Raw genomic sequence first — 16,443 nt, 5'->3', positions numbered from 1 at the left:
TCGCACCAAGTGCTAAAATTGTCCTCAGTTAAAGAATTCCAACTCAAAGCAACTATCCAAAGGTTGCTTTTTGTTTATCTATATTTCCGTTGTGAAACGCTAAGAGAATATCATGTCACAAGAATCCCAAGCTAAACGCCTTAATAAATACATCAGTGAAACTGGTTTTTGCTCACGCCGCGAAGCCGATAAACTCATTGATGCAGGCCGAGTTACTATTAACGGTAAGATCCCTGAAATGGGTACTAAAGTCTTGCCCGGTGATGATGTTGAGATCGACAATAAGCCTGTTCGCTCAAAAGAGAAGCCTATTTACATTGCTCTTAATAAACCAACAGGTATCACCTGTACGACTGAGCGTGATATTCCAGGCAACATCGTCGATTTTATCGGCCACCACAAGCGTATTTTCCCTATTGGTCGTCTAGATAAGCCTTCTGATGGCCTTATTTTCCTAACCAACGATGGCGACATCGTAAACAAAATCCTACGTGCAGGTAACAACCACGAGAAAGAATACGTGGTGCGTGTAGATAAGCCGATTACGACTGAGTTCTTGAAGCAAATGGGCGCTGGCGTTCATATTCTCGATACTGTGACCTTGCCATGTAAGGTCGAGAAAGAAACCAAGTTCTCGTTCCGAATCACATTAACGCAAGGCCTTAACCGCCAAATTCGCCGTATGTGTGAAGCATTGGGTTACGAAGTATTTAAACTGCGCCGTGTTCGTATTATGAACATCTCACTAGACGGTATTCCTAACGGAAAATGGCGCTACCTGAGCGACGAAGAGATCACTGAAATTTTAGCGATGTGTGAAGGCTCAGTAAGTACAGAAGATGCGTCAAAAATGAACGCCAAAGGTCAGCGTATTCGTAAAGCGACTGACGCAAAACTTTTTGACAGCCGTGAAGAAAACCAAACCTCAACAGCGCGCCGCAATCAAAACGAGAACCGATCTCGCACTTACCGCGGTAACAATGCGGATGAATTCCGTCATGCGCCTAACTCAAAGCGTGGCCGCAATTCATCGAACGGTGAAAGCGGTGGTAATACCGAGAACTGGAAGTCGAACTCTCGTTCAGAGCGTTCTAATTCAGATAGAAACCGTTCGGATCGCAATCGTACAGATCGCGACAATAACGATCGTAAAAGCGGAAAGCCGGCAAGCCGTAACCAAGATTCAAGCAGACCAAATAAACCAGCTCAGAAACGTGTTAGTGGCACTTTAGGTCTGAAAAAGTAGAATGACTCCTTATACAGAAACGCCCACTAATGAGTGGGCGTTTTTGTTTATTGTTCGGTACGTCATGGCTTTTAACGACTAACCATCAGCTTGCAAGCACAAATCAGTAAACTGAGCTCGAGTCAGTTGAGCTAAGTCTTTAGGGGCAAGTTCAATTTCTAAACCTCGCTTACCCGCACTCACACATATTGTGTCAAATTCTGTCGCACTAGAATGAACAAAAGTCGGCAGCGCTTTTTTCTGACCAAGCGGGCTGATTCCACCCACCACATAACCCGTGGTTTTTTGAGCAATCTCTGGATCAGCCATCTCTGCTTTTTTGCCTTTCCCCGCTTTTGCTGCCAGCTTCAGATTGAGCTTCTGGTCGACTGGAATAACAGCAACCGCTAAATCTTTCGCCACACCATTCAAGCAGAACAACAGCGTTTTGAACACACGTTTGGGATCTTGACCAAGCGCTTCAACGGCTTCTAATCCATAGTTCGTATTATTCGCATCATGATGATACTGATGCACACTATGAGCGATTTTCTTTTTCTTGGCGAGATTGATTGCAGGGGTCATAACAAATCCAAACGGTAGATAAACAAAAAACGACGCCGAGGCGTCGCTTTAGTTAAATTTATCATGGTGCTAGAGTCAATCTAATTTAGCACCTATTGATACAATTGCTTGGATTCAATTACTTGTAAACCATTTGACCAGAAGGCGCGTACTTATTCACATCAACCGGGCTATTCGCTTCTAGGTACTCTTTCAGTACTTCAGCATCAACAAAACCAGTATTCACGTAACCTGGGTGGTCAGACAGTTTAGGGTAACCGTCACCACCAGCAGCGTTAAAGCTTGGTACTGTGAAGCGGTATGTTTCGTCTAAACGCAGCTGTTTGCCACCGATGAATACATTCGATACTTCACCGTTTGCTACTGTCATAGAGATACCAGCAAACTGAGCATAAGCACCAGAATCGATTGGTTTCGTCGCCACGACATTTAGGTAATCTAAAACCTCTTTACCCGTCATATCAGTGTAAGTCAGGATGTTTGCAAAAGGTTGTACTGTTAGTACATCTTTGTAAGTCACTTCACCCGCTTCAATTGAGTCACGAACACCACCAGAGTTCATTACAGCGAAATCTGCTTTTGCGCGCTCCATGTGAGAGGTTGCAATCAAACGACCTAGGTTAGTTTGTTGGAAGCGAACGACGTTACGGTCACCTTCAAGCTTGCCATTTGTATCAGCGATTTTAACTTCTAACTGAGCTTGACCTTGCTCTTGGAATGGACGTAGGAATTCAAGTAGCTCTGGATCTTGTGCGATTTCGTCTTGAATAAGAACACGTTGCTTCTTGCCGTCAATCTTAACTTTCTTCTTAAGGTTAACAGGAACTAGATCGTAGCTAACCATCTCTAGTTCGCCATTACGGAATTCGTAATCAGCACGGCCTACATACTTGCCCCACTCGTGAGCTTGAACGATATAAGTACCATTTTGAACGTCTGGTTTACATTCATCACCCGGTTTGAAGTTTTTCTTAGCAACGTTAGGGCCTTCCATACATACAGGCTCTTGAGAGTGGCCACCAACGATCATATCTAGATCGCCTTCATTTAGGTAACGGGCTAGTGCTACATCACCTGGTGCGTTAACACCGCGTTGGCCATTCTCGTAGTGACCCATGTGAGTCACTGCGAAGATGAGATCTGGCTTCTCAGTTTCTTTAAGTTCAGCGATCAGTTTTTTCGCTTCTTCTTTAGGGTCACGGAAGTCGATGCCAGCGATAAACTCTGGGTTACCAATTTTTGCTGTATCTTCAGTGGTTAGACCGATAACTGCAATCTTGATACCTTGCTTTTCAAACATCTCGTAAGCTTGGAACTTACGTTCGCCTGTCGCTTTATCGTAGATGTTTGCTGACAGCATTGGGAAGTTAGCCCAATCGATCTGCTTTTGTAGTATGTCTAAAGAGTTATCAAACTCGTGGTTACCCAATGCCATTGCATCGTAACCAATTTTGTTCATACCTTTAAAATCAGGTTCTGCGTCCTGAAGGTCTGACTCTGGAACACCCGTGTTGATGTCACCGCCAGATAGAAGCAACACGCTACCGCCTTCTGCTTCAACTTCTGAACGAAGTTGGTCAACAAGCGTTTTACGCGCAGACATGCCGTATTCGCCGTATTTATTCTGCCAGAAACGACCATGGTTATCGTTTGTGTGAAGAATCGTTAGCTTGTAAGTTTCGTCTTGGTTCCAATCATGAGCTGATTGAGACGCACACCCAGCTAAAGTAGCTAGGATTGCAGCACTTAGTGCTGTCTTTAGAATAAGGCGTTGCTTCATTGTCATACCTTTGAACTTTTTAGGGGAATCCACTGCTTTTTATAATCTATTGCGACCCCTTTCCTGGAGTTCGAACAATAAGACTTCAACATGACTAATCTTAAATTAACATTCTAGATGTAACACGACGATTTCATATTTATGTCGAATTGGTCACGCATAGATCAACAGTTAAGTGTAACAAAATTATGAGATTACACTCAAACTTCCCCTGCATCACAGGCAATCGTTTACTTATAAAGTGTGATGAACATCAGTAATTTACTGTAAACAGGACAGACCTCACACACTCATGGTTATTTCTTAGGGAGTCAAAGATTCTGTTAACAAGGATTTAATCATCTAGCGCTAATTAGCGCTCAAAAGAACAGATAAGCGCACAACGAAACGAACTGATACCCAGATAAACAAAAACGCCCAACTCTTAGAGTTGGGCGTTTATTTGATATCGTTAAATAACCACTTTAACTAATTTACATTAGCGAGTTATTTAACATCAGCTTCAGCTATTTAATATCGATGTGCTCAAAGCCTTTGATAAGGTCATCCAGTGCTTTCATCTGCTTCAAGAACGGCTCTAGTTTGTCTAGAGGTAGCGCAGATGGGCCATCACAGCGAGCTTGGTCTGGGTTAGGGTGAGCTTCAATGAACAGACCCGCAATACCTGTCGCAAGACCCGCTTTAGCAAGCTCAACCGTTTGCTCACGACGGCCGCCAGATGCAGCACCTGATGGGTCACGCATTTGTAGAGAGTGCGTCACATCGAAGATGATTGGGCTACCGTTTGAAGACTTCTTCATTACGCCAAAGCCAAGCATATCAACTACTAGGTTGTCGTAACCCATGCAAGCGCCACGCTCACAAAGGATGATGTTGTCGTTACCACACTCAGCGAACTTATCAACGATGTTGCCAACTTGGTTCGGGCTCATGAACTGAGGCTTCTTCACGTTGATTACTGCGCCAGTCTTAGCCATTGCTTCAACAAGATCAGTTTGACGAGCTAAGAATGCAGGTAGTTGGATCACATCAACCACATCCGCAACAGGCTGAGCTTGGGCTTCTGTGTGAATATCAGTAATGATCTTCACGCCGAAAGTGTCTTTCAGCTCTTGGAAGATTTTAAGACCTTCTTCCATGCCTGGACCACGGTATGAATGAACTGAGCTTCGATTCGCTTTATCGAAAGACGCCTTAAATACGTAAGGGATGCCCAGCTTCTCGGTTACTTTTACATAGTGCTCACAGATCTGCATAGCGAGATCGCGAGATTCAAGAACGTTCATGCCTGCAAATAGCGTAAATGGCTTGTCGTTAGCAATTGGCATATCGCCAATATGAACTGTTTTCTGTTCCATCATATTCTCTCTAAATAATTATTAATTAGTGAACAACCACTGTCTTTTCGTTCATGACGTTCACTTGAGATTTCAGTAACTCAGATGCAGGGTCATCTGGGCATTGGTCGATAAAGTATTGATAATCCGTTGCAGCCACTTGATGACAGTCTAGCTGCTGATAGATAAAACCGCGGTCACGGATTTCATACGGGTCATCCGGCACAAACGTTAACGCCAGATCGGTACACTTCAATGCAAGTGTATAACGCTCTTCTCGCAGCAGTGCACTCTTGATCAGAGCTAACCACTTACCAATAATTGTTGGATGGTCGGCGACTTCCAAGTGCTCAGGTTTCACCTTAGCTAATGGGCCATCATGCCCAATTAACCATGCTCGCAACGTTTGTTCGCCAACGTACTCACCGTTATAAGGGTTAATGTAGGCCGCAGCTTGCCCGTACCAGCTTACTTTAAGTAAGAATTGAGTCGGGAAAGAGACGCCCTCTACAGGAAAGCCTAGCTTGCGACCTAGAAAAAGAAAGATCGCCCCCAGACTCACTGGAATGCCTTTCTTTCTCTCAAGCACTTTATCAATGAATGCGTTTTCTGAAGAGAAGTACGCGTCCTTATCGCCAGCAAAACCCCACTCGTAGAAGAATAGTCGAATAAAAGACTCAAACTTCTGCTGTTCGTCGGTTTCATGAACCAAAGCAAACTCAGCTTCTTTAAACAATCTTGCCAGCTCTTGCTCAGCCCAACTGTCTTGAGTTTCTGGGTTAATCGCTTTATTTAAGATCAATGCACCTTCAGCTAATTCTAGCTGGTCAAAGTCTTCATCAAAAAATTCGTACATAGATAGTTAACCGAAAATAAGGAGATAATTAACCGAAAAATGTTGGCGTCTTGGTCATTGCGATTTTGCCTGCCATTGCTAACCAGCCAAGTGCACCGAAGAAAGAGAAAACTCTCAATAGCTTGTTCTTACCTAGTTTAAGTGCAAAGAAGCCCAATGCAATGTAAGCCATAACACAGGTTAGTTTTTCAGTTAACCATGGTGCTGCAGGTGTAAATGGAATAAAGCCAGTGATAAAAATCAAACCAATACCCGATAGCAGTAGCAACGAGTCATTGATATGAGGAAAACGCTGCAAGAAAGGATGCTTAAGCTTAGGTGAGTTAGCCATCATAAGAGCGAATCGAATCGAAAGAAGTAGCGCGCTTATCGCAATCGTTAATAGGTGAAAATGTTTTAGACCTTCGTACATGGTATTCCTTTATATTTTTATATGTGCTTTCGTTAACACGAGCCTCACAATACCCGTTAATGCCCTGTATTTCTGCGTTAAATGCATTACCGAGTTAAATGTATTTTCGAGTTAAGGTATCAATTTGGCAAGTTCATCGTCTATTACTCATAAGCGAATACCCGTAATCGAATACAGCTACGAACTATGAACAGTAACGACCCAATGTCACTCGGTCATTACCACCGTAATCTTTCTCTGTTACAACATCGAGATAACCGAGTGTCTGCATAATCTCACGTACTGCCAAACCTTGGTCGTAACCGTGTTCAAATGCTAGCCAACCTTCGTTTTCTAAAAATCCGCGTGCATTTTCAGAGATGTATCGAATATCTGCGAGTCCTCTCTCTTCAGCGACTAACGCCGTGATCGGCTCAAAACGTACATCACCTTGAGATAAGTGAGGATCATTTTTCTCAATGTATGGCGGGTTAGAGACAATCAGAGAGAACTTCACAGTTTCTTTAGAGCTTAAAGGCTCAAACCAACTGCCGTGTAAAAATGTGGCGTTAGTGATGTTTAAGCGTTGTGCGTTTTCTGTAGCAAGCTGCTGCGCTTCAGGGCGAAGATCAATACCCGTTACCTGTCGATTCGGCATCTCTGACGCCAATGCTAACGCGATTGCACCTGTACCTGTCCCTAAATCTAGAATCGCACCTTGCTTGCCGTAAGTTTTATCCAAAGCCAACTCAACCAAACGCTCAGTATCTGGGCGTGGGATTAAGGTGGACGGGGAAACTTTTAACGGCAGTGACCAAAACTCACGCTCACCGATAATGTAAGCCACAGGCTCACCAGTTAAGCGACGTGTTAGAAGGGCATTGAATTCAGACTCTTGCTCTGAGGTGAGGTGCTTCTCAGGCCAAGTAAGCAGGTAAGATCTTGGTTTATCTAAGGCCTGACAAAGCAGTACCGCGGCATCAATTGAGGGTGATGTGTTATCACCCTCTTGAAGCTTTACGATTGCTGCTTTTAAAGCACTTTCAACCGTATATGCTGACTGCATACAGGTTAGTTATTCTCTGCAAGTGCAGCAAGCTGATCGGCTTGGTGCTCTTGAAGTACAGGATCAAGCAAGCTTTGCATGTCACCTTCAAGTACTTCGTTAAGACGGTAGATAGTAAGGTTGATACGGTGATCCGAAACACGACCTTGTGGGTAGTTGTACGTACGAATACGGTCACTACGGTCACCAGAACCTAGTAGGTTACGACGTGTATCAGAAACAGCTGCTGCGCGGCGCTCTTCTTCAGCTTGAACAATACGAGCAGCAAGAACAGCCATCGCTTTCGCTTTGTTTTTATGCTGAGAACGCTCGTCCTGACACTCTACTACTGTACCCGTTGGTAAGTGAGTAATACGGATTGCTGAATCCGTGGTGTTAACGTGCTGACCACCCGCGCCTGATGCACGGAAAGTATCAATTTTAAGGTCGCCCGCTTTAATTTCTGGAAGATCTGCTTCTGGGATCTCAGGCATAACGGCAACCGTACATGCTGACGTGTGAACACGGCCTTGAGACTCGGTTTCAGGTACACGTTGTACACGGTGACCGCCTGACTCAAACTTCATTGTGCCGTAAACAGCGTCGCCACTTACCTTAGCGATCATCTCTTTATAGCCGCCTTGTTCAGAAGCATTGCTGCTCATGATTTCAACACGCCAACCTTTCTTCTCAGCAAACTTAGAGTACATACGGAACAGGTTGCCCGCGAAGATACCCGCTTCATCACCACCCGCGCCTGCACGGATTTCAAGGAAACAGTTACGCTCATCGTTTGGATCTTTTGGAATCAGAAGAATCTGTAGCTCATCAGTCAAACGTTCAATCGCCGCTTTTGCGTCTTTGATTTCGTCTTGAGCCATTTCACGCATTTCAGCGTCATCTTCATTTGCCATCTCTTCAGCAGCTTCTAGATCTTCTTGAGCTTGCTGGTATGACTGGAAGCAAGCTGTCACTTCTTCTAGTTGAGAGTACTCTTTAGAAAGTGCACGGAATTTATCTTGATTCCCGATTACATCTGGATCACCAAGTAGATGTTGAACTTCTTCATAGCGTTCAACAAGTGTTTCAAGCTTTACTAGAATCGAGGCTTTCATAATGTCTTATTCTGTTGGAGGTCTAATATTATTGAGGGTTTTCTAAGCCCAAACTCTGTCTAATGACCATTAATTTTGCAGGTTCTCCTTGCTCTGCTGCACTTTGAAGTGCACGCGTTGGAGCATGGATCAATTTGTTTGTGAGCTTATTACTTAGCTCAAGTAAGAGTTTCTCAGGGTCACCACCAGCGGCAAGTGATTGTAAACTTTTACTTAATAATTCTTCTCGGATTTCATTGGCCGATTTACGGTAGTCACGAATACTGTCTACTGCTTGTAGTGAACGCATCCAACTCATGAATGCCGCACTTTCTTCGCTAACTATTGCTTCCGCTTGAATCGCTTCCACTTTGCGTTGTTCGATGTTGCCATCAACAATCGACTGCAGATCATCCACTGAATAAAGGTAGGCGTCGTTTAACTCACCGACCTGAGATTCCACATCACGAGGAACCGCAATATCAACCAACAGCATCGGTTGATGTTTTCTTGTCTTAAGAGCTGTCTCTACCATGCCTTTACCAATAATAGGTAACGGACTTGCGGTTGAGCTGATCACGATATCTGCTCTATGCAGATGATCAGGAATCTCATTGAGGCTGATCACTTCAGCACCAAATTCTTCTGCTAGCCCTAATGCACGCTCACGAGTTCGGTTAGCCACAATCATCTTGGTACAGCCATTCGCTGACAGATGCTTAGCCACCAACTCAATCGTTTCACCCGCACCCACCAATAACACAGTTGAATCGGCAATTGATTCAAAAATATGTTTGGCTAATGTACAAGCTGCGTAAGCAACCGAAACCGCGCTTCCGCCGATCTCCGTTTCAGTTCGAACACGCTTCGCGACAGAGAATGACTTCTGAAACAGCTTTTCCATTGAAGCATCAACAGATTTGTTCTCTCGCGAGTCTGTATAAGCTTGCTTCACCTGACCTAAGATCTGTGGCTCGCCCAATACTAAAGAGTCCAAACCACAAGCTACACGCATTAAATGCTTAATCGCTGCCTGCTCTTCATGGATATAAAGACTTGGTTTTAGCTCTTCAGGACTAACTTGATGGAACACTGACAGCCAATCGATCAACTTGTTTTTTGCAACGCCTTTGACGTCACAATACACTTCAGTTCGATTACAGGTAGAAAGTATGACACTTCCATTTACGTGTGCATTTGCGTTAAGTTGCTTGAGTGCCTCAGATAATTTATCTGGACCAAAAGCGACTTTTTCTCGCAATTCAACCGACGCTGTATTGTGATTGATACCTACGGCAAGCAAAGACATGTATCAGAAGTTCTCGATCAGGGAATGGAAACAAGGGGCGAATTTTACTTGATGCATGGCTCTATTTAAAGAGCAAGCGGGATTTGTTTTCCTGACTTCGTGAATTCAATGCTATAGTTGAGACGTTTTTCAGATAAATTTGAACAAGTTGTGAGCAAATATGAGCAAGCTTCGTAAAATCACGTCTCTTATTTTTATGACCATAATTATGGTGGGTTGCTCGTCTATACCAGAACAACCTACTAGCGTTGAGTGGCAAAGTCACCAAAACCGGCTTATACAGATAGAAAATTACCAAGCCTCTGGCAAGCTCGCTTACATTTCTCCAGAGCAACGCCAAAGCCTAAATTTCATTTGGAAGCATTCTCCAAATCAGAGTCAATTAAGGCTTACGACTTTTCTCGGTCAAACCGCATTGAACCTAACCATTGATCCATCTGGCGCCAAAGTCGTCACTTATGATGACCAAGTATTTACCCACGCGAGCGCCTCTATTTTGGTTGAGCAGCTTACAGGCTTGAAGATCCCTGTTGATCATCTGCCACAATGGTTCCTTGGCATTCCAGACCAAGCGGATAGCTATCAGCTAAATACAACGAACACCCTTGAGTCACTAACCAAGCAAGTCAGCAACCAACTATGGACTCTGAGTTTTGCTAACTATCGCAATACAGAGATGCCGAGTACGCTGCAATCTGGTGAAGACAAAGTAAATGTGGAGACGATTCCGCTCCCTACTCGACTATCTTTCAAGCAAGACCAAAACAAAATCAACATCGTAGTTTCGAAGTGGACACTGAAAAAATGATTACAACACCAACACACTGGCCTTCTCCAGCAAAGCTGAATCTATTTCTTTATATCACTGGTCGACGTGACAATGGCTATCACGAACTTCAAACCTTATTTCAGTTTGTCGATTTTGGTGATGAACTGACGGTCACTGCAAACTCAGAAACTAGCTCGATAACAATCACACCAGAAATTCTTGGTGTAGCACTTGAAGACAACTTGATCTGGAAAGCCGCTACTGCGCTGCAGCAATATACCTCAACGTCTTTCGGTGCGGATATTGAACTCAAGAAAGTGCTGCCTATGGGAGGTGGCATTGGCGGAGGCTCTTCAAATGCAGCAACTGTATTAGTCGCGCTTAATTATTTATGGCAACTCGATCTCTCAGATGATCAGCTCGCCGAAATCGGTTTAAAGCTTGGAGCAGATGTCCCGGTATTTGTTCGTGGTCATGCTGCCTTTGCTGAAGGCGTAGGCGAACAGCTACAACCCGCTAATCCGGGTGAAAAATGGTATCTTGTGGTTAAACCTCAAGTGAGCATAGCAACTGCAGACATATTTGCACATTCAGAATTAACTCGAAGCACGCCAAAGCGAGCACTATCAACGCTTCTAGAACAAGAATACGTAAACGATTGCGAAAAAATTGTGCGAATGCTGTACCCAGAGGTTGATAAGCAACTTTCATGGCTGCTACAATACGCGCCGTCAAGATTGACTGGATCCGGTTCATGCATTTTTGCTGAGTTTAGCAGCAAAAAAGAAGCCGAATCGGTACAAGAAAAACTACTTGACACAGTTTCCGCTTTCGTAGCAAAAGGAAGAAACATTTCTCCTTTAAAAGAAACTCTGGCTGAATACCAATCAGCCCACCCACAATCTATTTAAAACTGGACGCAACCCGAGGTTTCCACCGTGCCTGATATGAAGCTATTTGCTGGTAACGCAACACCTGAACTAGCCCAACGTATTGCTGATCGTCTATACATCTCTCTTGGCGATGCTACTGTAGACCGTTTTTCTGATGGCGAAGTCGCTGTTCAAATCAATGAAAACGTTCGTGGTAGCGATGTATTCCTGATTCAATCAACTTGTGCACCAACCAATGACAACCTAATGGAATTGGTGGTAATGATTGACGCAATGCGCCGTGCTTCTGCTGGCCGTATTACTGCTGTAATCCCTTACTTCGGTTATGCCCGTCAAGATCGTCGTGTACGTTCTGCTCGTGTGCCAATTACTGCAAAAGTTGTTGCAGATTTCCTTTCTAACGTTGGCGTTGACCGCGTTCTTACTATCGACCTACACGCAGAGCAAATCCAAGGCTTCTTCGATGTACCTGTTGATAACATCTTCGGCACTCCAGTTCTTCTAGAAGACATGGCTAACCGTGGTCTAGAAAACCCAGTTGTGGTTTCTCCAGACCTTGGTGGTGTTGTACGTGCTCGTGCAACGGCTAAAGCGCTAGGTGATGTTGACATCGCTATCGTTGATAAGCGTCGTCCACGTGCTAACGTTTCTGAAGTAATGAACCTAATCGGTGATGTTGAAGGCCGTGACTGTGTTATCGTTGATGACATGATCGATACTGGTGGCACACTATGTAAAGCAGCTGAAGCGCTTAAAGAGCGCGGTGCTAAGCGTGTATTCGCTTACGCAACTCACGCTGTTTTCTCTGGTACTGCTGCGAACAACATCAAGAACTCTGTTCTAGATCAAGTTATCGTAACGGATTCTATCTCTCTATCTCCAGAGATGGCTGCGACTGGTAAAGTGACAACACTTAGCCTTTCTCGCATGCTTGCTGAAGCGATTCGTCGTATCAGCAATGAAGAATCAATCTCAGCGATGTTCAACTAATCCAAGCTTTATAGCTTTTTTACAAAAGCTTGGTTTTAGAAATACGCTAGAGAAAGACATTAAGCACTTCAGTCAATGAAGTGCTTTTTTTATGTCTGAGTAATATTGCACTGCTAGTTATCACAAACAGGAATAATCGCGCAGCTATCAGCTAGCTCGCACCTTTTTCATAAACTGTGATATCATACGGCGCTTTTTGAAATCCCGAGAGAGATCCATACCTTGAGCCAACAAATAAAACTTCTCGTTGGACTGGCTAATCCAGGTCCAGAATACGCCAAAACTCGCCACAATGCGGGTGCTTGGGTAGTTGAAGAATTAGCGCGTGTACATAACGTGACACTAAAGAACGAACCAAAGTTCTTTGGCCTAACGGGTCGTATCATGGTTCACGGTGAAGATCTTCGTTTGCTGATCCCAACGACTTTTATGAACTTGTCTGGCAAAGCAGTTGCAGCCTTAGCAAAGTTCTACCAAATTAAACCAGAAGAGATCATGGTCGCTCACGATGAGTTAGATCTTCCTCCAGGTATTGGAAAGTTTAAAAAAGGTGGTGGTCATGGTGGACATAATGGTCTGAAAGACATCATCAGCAAGCAGGGTAACAATAAAGAATTCTATCGTCTTAGATTAGGCATCGGCCATCCAGGACACAAAGATAAAGTTGCAGGTTATGTATTAGGCAAAGCTCCTCAAAAAGAGCAAGAGTGTATCGAGGCCGTCGTTGACGAATCGGTTCGCAGCCTAGACATCTTATTAAAAGATGGCCTACCAAAAGCACAAAATCGCTTACATACGTTCAAAGCAGAATAAGGTTTATATCATGGGTTTTAAATGTGGCATCGTTGGTCTACCAAACGTTGGTAAGTCAACTCTGTTTAACGCACTGACGAAAGCAGGCATCGAAGCAGCAAACTTTCCATTTTGTACGATCGAACCAAACACAGGTATCGTTCCGGTTCCAGATCTACGCTTAGATGCATTAGCAAAAATTGTTAATCCACAGAAGATCCTTCCAACGACAATGGAATTCGTAGATATCGCGGGCCTAGTTGCTGGCGCATCTAAAGGTGAAGGTCTTGGTAACAAGTTCCTAGCTAACATCCGTGAAACTGACGCTATCGGTCACGTTGTACGCTGCTTTGAAAATGAAAACATTGTTCACGTTGCTGGTAAAGTATCTCCAATCGAAGATATCGAAGTGATCAACCTTGAACTTGCACTGGCTGACTTAGACAGCTGTGAGCGTGCAATTCAACGTAACGCAAAGAAAGCAAAAGGCGGCGACAAAGACGCTAAATTCGAAATCACTGTACTAGAAAAGCTACTTCCAGTTCTAACTGAAGGTGGTATGGCGCGCACTGTTGAACTTGGCAAAGAAGAAGCGGCAGCAATCGGCTACCTAAACTTCCTAACGCTTAAGCCAACAATGTACATCGCAAACGTTGCAGAAGATGGTTTTGAAAATAACCCATACCTAGACGCTGTTCGTGAATACGCTGAAAACGAAAACAACGTAGTTGTTGCAGTTTGTGCAGCAATCGAATCTGAGCTTTCCGAACTTGATGACGAAGATCGCGAAGAGTTCCTAGCGGATATGGGGATCGAAGAACCAGGTCTTAACCGAGTGATCCGCTCTGGTTACGAACTACTGACTCTTCAAACTTACTTCACTGCTGGCGTTAAAGAAGTTCGCGCTTGGACAATCCCTGTAGGTGCAACTGCGCCACAAGCCGCGGGTAAGATCCACACAGACTTCGAGAAAGGTTTCATCCGTGCAGAAGTAGTAGGATTTGATCACTTCATCGAGTTTAACGGTGAGAGCGGTGCGAAAGACGCAGGTAAATGGCGCCTTGAAGGTAAAGAATACATCGTTAAAGATGGTGACGTTGTTCACTTCCGCTTCAACGTATAATTCTGATTAAACATCTAGAAAAAAGGCCAGTGAATTCACTGGCCTTTTTGTTTTTTCCCTTTCTAATTTGCCCCTTATCAGAAACTTAACTTCCTATATATATCGCCTTTTAGACCTGTTTTTTGTCGACAAATACGCCTCTTTGCCTAAAAAGAAACCGAACAGATGTTTATTCGCGATTTATTCAAAAAAAAAGTTGACGGGTTTCGCTCAACTACGCATAATGCGCCCCGTTCACAACGAAGCGGCAACGTCTCGAAATGAACGACAATTTGGAAATGGCTACTTAGCTCAGTTGGTTAGAGCACATCACTCATAATGATGGGGTCGCAGGTTCAAATCCCGCAGTAGCCACCATTTCCTAAGCACTCTGTTTGTTATTAAACACATGTTTATTAACGACAAGAGTTTTTAGGAAAGTAAAGCGGTCGTGGCGGAATTGGTAGACGCACCAGATTTAGGTTCTGGCGCCGAGAGGTGTGAGAGTTCAAGTCTCTCCGACCGCACCATATTGAGATATCTTAAGTGATATCATTGTTGGGCTATCGCCAAGCGGTAAGGCACTGGCTTTTGATGCCAGCATTCCCTGGTTCGAATCCAGGTAGCCCAGCCACAATTTAAAGTGTAATTATCTTTAAAAAGATAATGGCATTGAAAGCGAGATTATATTATATTACTTCGCTCTCAGATGGCTACTTAGCTCAGTTGGTTAGAGCACATCACTCATAATGATGGGGTCGCAGGTTCAAATCCCGCAGTAGCCACCATTCTTTCTTTATGAAAGAAGAAAAAACAACGTTATATTGAATTACCAATGTCGATATAACTATAAAGATTTGCTGCGGTCGTGGCGGAATTGGTAGACGCACCAGATTTAGGTTCTGGCGCCGAGAGGTGTGAGAGTTCAAGTCTCTCCGACCGCACCATTATTTAGATATCTTAAGTGATATCATTGTTGGGCTATCGCCAAGCGGTAAGGCACTGGCTTTTGATGCCAGCATTCCCTGGTTCGAATCCAGGGAGCCCAGCCACTATTTAAAACTCTTTGTTTGATTACTTAAGTAGTTAACCAAAAGAACAACGTTACATCGAATCACCAATGTCGATATAACTATAAAGATTTGCTGCGGTCGTGGCGGAATTGGTAGACGCACCAGATTTAGGTTCTGGCGCCGAGAGGTGTGAGAGTTCAAGTCTCTCCGACCGCACCATTATTTAGATATCTTAAGTGATATCATTGTTGGGCTATCGCCAAGCGGTAAGGCACTGGCTTTTGATGCCAGCATTCCCTGGTTCGAATCCAGGTAGCCCAGCCATTACAACGTTACTTAGACAAACCATAAGTCTTCTTAACTATACTCTTCGCTAGAGTAAAAGCTTTGCTGCGGTCGTGGCGGAATTGGTAGACGCACCAGATTTAGGTTCTGGCGCCGAGAGGTGTGAGAGTTCAAGTCTCTCCGACCGCACCATTATTTAGATATCTTAAGTGATATCACTGTTGGGCTATCGCCAAGCGGTAAGGCACTGGCTTTTGATGCCAGCATTCCCTGGTTCGAATCCAGGTAGCCCAGCCATTACAACGTTACTTAGACAAACCATAAGTCTTCTTAACTATACTCTTCGCTAGAGTAAAAGCTTTGCTGCGGTCGTGGCGGAATTGGTAGACGCACCAGATTTAGGTTCTGGCGCCGAGAGGTGTGAGAGTTCAAGTCTCTCCGACCGCACCATTATTTAGATATCTTAAGTGATATCACTGTTGGGCTATCGCCAAGCGGTAAGGCACTGGCTTTTGATGCCAGCATTCCCTGGTTCGAATCCAGGTAGCCCAGCCATTACAACGTTACTTAGACAAACCATAAGTCTTCTTAACTATACTCTTCGCTAGAGTAAAAGCTTTGCTGCGGTCGTGGCGGAATTGGTAGACGCACCAGATTTAGGTTCTGGCGCCGAGAGGTGTGAGAGTTCAAGTCTCTCCGACCGCACCATTATTTCTCTTTCATTAGAGAACAAATAGTGAATCTATTTAGATTTATTATGGCTACTTAGCTCAGTTGGTTAGAGCACATCACTCATAATGATGGGGTCGCAGGTTCAAATCCCGCAGTAGCCACCACTTATACAATGTCTTATTGAAGCACCAATATTCGATATGACTATAAAGATTTGCTGCGGTCGTGGCGGAATTGGTAGACGCACCAGATTTAGGTTCTGGCGCCGAGAGGTGTGAGAGTTCAAGTCTCTCCGACCGCACCAT

At 44.2% G+C, this 16,443-nt stretch carries 14 protein-coding genes and 15 tRNA genes; 21 read left to right on the top strand and 8 right to left on the bottom strand.

The window, feature by feature from the left end; translation table 11 throughout:
* The first annotated feature begins 112 nt into the window (after nt 1-112).
* Nucleotides 113-1,246 (top strand): 23S rRNA pseudouridine(2604) synthase RluF, encoded by a 1,134-nt coding sequence (gene rluF, locus ATB74_RS22150; RefSeq protein ID WP_061019756.1) that lies wholly within the window; start codon nt 113-115, stop codon nt 1,244-1,246.
* A 78-nt stretch (nt 1,247-1,324) separates the two neighbouring features.
* Here the strand turns inward: rluF and ybaK are convergent, their stop codons facing one another.
* The 8 genes from ybaK to hemA form a co-directional block, all read right to left on the bottom strand.
* Complete coding sequence (ybaK, locus tag ATB74_RS22145) at nt 1,325-1,810, bottom strand: Cys-tRNA(Pro) deacylase (protein ID WP_061019755.1); 486 nt, start codon at nt 1,808-1,810, stop codon at nt 1,325-1,327.
* A gap of 118 nt (nt 1,811-1,928) precedes the next feature.
* Nucleotides 1,929-3,590, bottom strand: a complete 1,662-nt coding sequence (gene ushA / locus ATB74_RS22140) for a bifunctional UDP-sugar hydrolase/5'-nucleotidase UshA (protein ID WP_061019754.1) — start codon at nt 3,588-3,590, stop codon at nt 1,929-1,931.
* Nucleotides 3,591-4,096: 506 nt separating this feature from the next.
* Nucleotides 4,097-4,951 (bottom strand): 3-deoxy-8-phosphooctulonate synthase, encoded by an 855-nt coding sequence (gene kdsA, locus ATB74_RS22135; protein ID WP_017069619.1) that lies wholly within the window; start codon nt 4,949-4,951, stop codon nt 4,097-4,099.
* Nucleotides 4,952-4,973: 22 nt separating this feature from the next.
* Nucleotides 4,974-5,783 carry a SirB1 family protein gene (locus ATB74_RS22130; RefSeq protein ID WP_061019753.1) on the bottom strand — a complete coding sequence of 270 codons (810 nt, stop codon included), beginning with the start codon at nt 5,781-5,783 and terminating at the stop codon, nt 4,974-4,976.
* A gap of 28 nt (nt 5,784-5,811) precedes the next feature.
* Nucleotides 5,812-6,195 (bottom strand): SirB2 family protein, encoded by a 384-nt coding sequence (locus tag ATB74_RS22125; RefSeq protein ID WP_009848726.1) that lies wholly within the window; start codon nt 6,193-6,195, stop codon nt 5,812-5,814.
* A 184-nt stretch (nt 6,196-6,379) separates the two neighbouring features.
* The gene (prmC, locus tag ATB74_RS22120; protein ID WP_061019752.1) at nt 6,380-7,240 is read right to left on the bottom strand and encodes a peptide chain release factor N(5)-glutamine methyltransferase; all 861 of its coding nucleotides are present in this window, start codon (nt 7,238-7,240) and stop codon (nt 6,380-6,382) included.
* Between the two features lie 5 nt (nt 7,241-7,245).
* Nucleotides 7,246-8,334, bottom strand: coding sequence for a peptide chain release factor 1 (gene prfA / locus ATB74_RS22115; RefSeq protein ID WP_019821589.1), 1,089 nt, complete (start codon nt 8,332-8,334; stop codon nt 7,246-7,248).
* Between the two features lie 28 nt (nt 8,335-8,362).
* Complete coding sequence (gene hemA / locus ATB74_RS22110; protein WP_060983584.1) at nt 8,363-9,622, bottom strand: glutamyl-tRNA reductase; 1,260 nt, start codon at nt 9,620-9,622, stop codon at nt 8,363-8,365.
* 160 nt (nt 9,623-9,782) lie between these two features.
* Between hemA and lolB the strand changes: the two genes are divergently transcribed.
* The 20 genes from lolB to ATB74_RS22010 all read left to right on the top strand — a co-directional run bounded on the left by lolB (nt 9,783) and on the right by ATB74_RS22010 (nt 16,442).
* Nucleotides 9,783-10,430 carry a lipoprotein insertase outer membrane protein LolB gene (gene lolB / locus ATB74_RS22105; RefSeq protein ID WP_060983583.1) on the top strand — a complete coding sequence of 216 codons (648 nt, stop codon included), beginning with the start codon at nt 9,783-9,785 and terminating at the stop codon, nt 10,428-10,430.
* Nucleotides 10,427-11,302, top strand: coding sequence for a 4-(cytidine 5'-diphospho)-2-C-methyl-D-erythritol kinase (gene ispE, locus ATB74_RS22100; protein ID WP_061019751.1), 876 nt, complete (start codon nt 10,427-10,429; stop codon nt 11,300-11,302). The genes lolB and ispE overlap by 4 nt, the downstream gene beginning before the upstream one ends.
* 27 nt (nt 11,303-11,329) lie before the next feature.
* Nucleotides 11,330-12,274 carry a ribose-phosphate pyrophosphokinase gene (locus ATB74_RS22095; RefSeq protein WP_004739814.1) on the top strand — a complete coding sequence of 315 codons (945 nt, stop codon included), beginning with the start codon at nt 11,330-11,332 and terminating at the stop codon, nt 12,272-12,274.
* A gap of 222 nt (nt 12,275-12,496) precedes the next feature.
* Entirely contained in the window at nt 12,497-13,087 is a 591-nt protein-coding gene (pth, locus tag ATB74_RS22090; RefSeq protein WP_004739815.1) for an aminoacyl-tRNA hydrolase, read from the top strand.
* 10 nt (nt 13,088-13,097) lie between these two features.
* The gene (gene ychF / locus ATB74_RS22085; protein WP_010439159.1) at nt 13,098-14,189 is read left to right on the top strand and encodes a redox-regulated ATPase YchF; all 1,092 of its coding nucleotides are present in this window, start codon (nt 13,098-13,100) and stop codon (nt 14,187-14,189) included.
* A gap of 280 nt (nt 14,190-14,469) precedes the next feature.
* Nucleotides 14,470-14,546: transfer RNA gene (locus ATB74_RS22080), tRNA-Met, on the top strand.
* 67 nt (nt 14,547-14,613) lie between these two features.
* Nucleotides 14,614-14,698: transfer RNA gene (locus ATB74_RS22075), tRNA-Leu, on the top strand.
* A 29-nt stretch (nt 14,699-14,727) separates the two neighbouring features.
* Nucleotides 14,728-14,802 (top strand) — tRNA-Gln (locus ATB74_RS22070).
* A gap of 77 nt (nt 14,803-14,879) precedes the next feature.
* Nucleotides 14,880-14,956: transfer RNA gene (locus tag ATB74_RS22065), tRNA-Met, on the top strand.
* A 74-nt stretch (nt 14,957-15,030) separates the two neighbouring features.
* A tRNA-Leu gene (locus ATB74_RS22060) sits at nt 15,031-15,115 on the top strand.
* Between the two features lie 30 nt (nt 15,116-15,145).
* Nucleotides 15,146-15,220: transfer RNA gene (locus ATB74_RS22055), tRNA-Gln, on the top strand.
* A gap of 95 nt (nt 15,221-15,315) precedes the next feature.
* Nucleotides 15,316-15,400, top strand: a tRNA-Leu gene (locus ATB74_RS22050).
* Between the two features lie 30 nt (nt 15,401-15,430).
* Nucleotides 15,431-15,505: transfer RNA gene (locus tag ATB74_RS22045), tRNA-Gln, on the top strand.
* Nucleotides 15,506-15,573: 68 nt separating this feature from the next.
* Nucleotides 15,574-15,658, top strand: a tRNA-Leu gene (locus tag ATB74_RS22040).
* Nucleotides 15,659-15,688: 30 nt separating this feature from the next.
* Nucleotides 15,689-15,763 (top strand) — tRNA-Gln (locus ATB74_RS22035).
* Between the two features lie 68 nt (nt 15,764-15,831).
* Nucleotides 15,832-15,916 (top strand) — tRNA-Leu (locus ATB74_RS22030).
* Between the two features lie 30 nt (nt 15,917-15,946).
* Nucleotides 15,947-16,021 (top strand) — tRNA-Gln (locus ATB74_RS22025).
* 68 nt (nt 16,022-16,089) lie between these two features.
* A tRNA-Leu gene (locus ATB74_RS22020) sits at nt 16,090-16,174 on the top strand.
* A 51-nt stretch (nt 16,175-16,225) separates the two neighbouring features.
* A tRNA-Met gene (locus ATB74_RS22015) sits at nt 16,226-16,302 on the top strand.
* A gap of 55 nt (nt 16,303-16,357) precedes the next feature.
* Nucleotides 16,358-16,442 (top strand) — tRNA-Leu (locus tag ATB74_RS22010).
* Nucleotide 16,443 lies beyond the last annotated feature (1 nt).

It is taken from the genome of Vibrio splendidus (assembly GCF_001557875.1).
In the GTDB taxonomy this organism is placed as follows: Bacteria; Pseudomonadota; Gammaproteobacteria; order Enterobacterales; family Vibrionaceae; genus Vibrio; species Vibrio splendidus_F.
Note: the sequence above shows the minus strand (reverse complement) of the source record. Positions and strands in the feature narration are given on the sequence as shown.